This is a genomic window from Winogradskyella litoriviva, assembly GCF_013249065.1.
Taxonomy (GTDB): Bacteria; Bacteroidota; Bacteroidia; order Flavobacteriales; family Flavobacteriaceae; genus Winogradskyella; species Winogradskyella litoriviva.
In genome coordinates this window covers 1-1,781 of sequence record NZ_JABRWQ010000024.1, presented here as the reverse complement: position 1 = coordinate 1,781, position 1,781 = coordinate 1, and the positions used below count along the sequence as shown (strand labels likewise).

Here is a 1,781-nt window from a genome sequence, read left to right as displayed (position 1 = left end):
TAACACTGTGTATAACTAATTGCTTTATTGAGCTTACGTACGAAAATCCTCTCGGATTTTCTATGTCGTGAATTATTGCTAACTTAGTTGCTTAAACCACGCAACTAAGTAATACACGCACACGTTACCCACAAGCTAAAAAAACATCGTGCAATGAACAAAATTTTTGGAATTTTAATCGTAAGTCTTGTATTATTAGGATGCAAACAAAAGAATACGAAAACAAATGTAATCGATGAAAAGATAGAGTTTAATCAAGAATTAGCTGATGAACTCGAAAAAATGGCGAAAATTGACCAAATAGCTGCTTATATTCCACAGGGCAAATACAAAGAATTATCTGAAAAAGAATGGAACGCTTTTAAAGACAGCGTTTTCACAACAAACCAAAAAAGGATTAGTGAAATATTTGAACAACACGGATTTGTTGGGTTTGATTTGGCAGGCGAAAATGGTTCAAGAAATTTTTGGATGATAGTGCAACATTCTGACCACAATCCAGAATTTCAAAAAGAAGTTCTTGTGGAAATGAAAAAAGAAGTTGATAAACAAAATGCAATTTCTACAAATTATGGACTTTTAGTTGACCGAGTAAATCTAAATACAGGAAAAGCTCAAATTTATGGAACACAAGTGACTTATAATATGAATATTGGACAAGCTTATCCGAAAAAATTAAAGGATAGTGCAAAAGTAAATGAACGAAGAAAATCAATCGGACTTGAGCCAATTGAAGAATATTTAAACGGAATGACTGAAATGCATTTTGAAATGAATAAAGAATACTATTCAGGTAAAGGAATAACGAAACCGACACTTTACGAAACGAATTAAAACGCAGAAAGCCTGTGGGTAACAACGTATATAATCCATTGCTATTACTAGTCTACTTACGAAAATCCTCGCGGATTTTCTATCTGGTTTTTATTTGCTAAATTAGTTGCTTACACACGCAACGTATCATATACAAAACCGTTGGCAAACATTTGAGGAAAGTGGATATCCGAAAGAAAATATTTAAAAAATACGACAAATTCTCTTTAGCCGAGTTTAAGGATGAAAAGGATAAATTACGCTCGGAAATCAAAAAACTGCTGGCTGAATATTCGGATTTAGATTCTAATTGTTATCACATTCTCGGACTTGTGGATTTTGAATCTGATGATTGGAAAGTGAATATTGAAAAATCTATTCGGAATTTTAAAAAAGCAATTGAACTGGACGAAACTAATGTTCTACCTCAATTGTATTTAGCTCATTGCTACCACGACTTAAATCAATTAGAATTAGCATTAGAAAATTATAACAAAGTTGATAAAGAAAGGCTAAAAGAATTTCAAATTTGGAGATACACGAAATTGATTGAACAAATTGGCTATTGCGAATACAAACTCGGAAATAAAGAAATTGGAGAACAGCATTTTGAAGAAGTTTTAGAATGGTATAAAAAACTTCCTGAAATTGACAGAGTTGTTCCATCTGAATTGATTGAATGCTTGCCGAAAAACCATCGAATTGTGACTGAAATGAAAAAGATAGAAACTTATTTAGAATAAAAACGATTTGCCAACACCGTATATAATTTATTGCTGGTTCTAGCCTACTTACGAAAATCCTCGCGGATTTTCTATTCGGTTTTTATTTGCTAACTTTAGTGCTTAAACCACGCAACAAACCATATACAAACACGTTGGCTGTAATAACGCAGCGCAACAAAAGCACGAATATTTCGCAATCAAAACCCGAAATTTTAAGCGGAATATTCTCTTAATTTCTCACTC

At 32.5% G+C, this 1,781-nt stretch carries 2 protein-coding genes; both read left to right on the top strand.

The window, feature by feature from the left end; genetic code table 11:
- Positions 1-153 precede the first annotated feature (153 nt).
- Complete coding sequence (locus HNV10_RS17060) at positions 154-834, top strand: DUF6624 domain-containing protein (protein ID WP_173302671.1); 681 nt, start codon at positions 154-156, stop codon at positions 832-834.
- A 161-nt stretch (positions 835-995) separates the two neighbouring features.
- Complete coding sequence (locus HNV10_RS17055; protein ID WP_173302669.1) at positions 996-1,556, top strand: tetratricopeptide repeat protein; 561 nt, start codon at positions 996-998, stop codon at positions 1,554-1,556.
- The last annotated feature ends 225 nt before the right edge of the window (positions 1,557-1,781 follow it).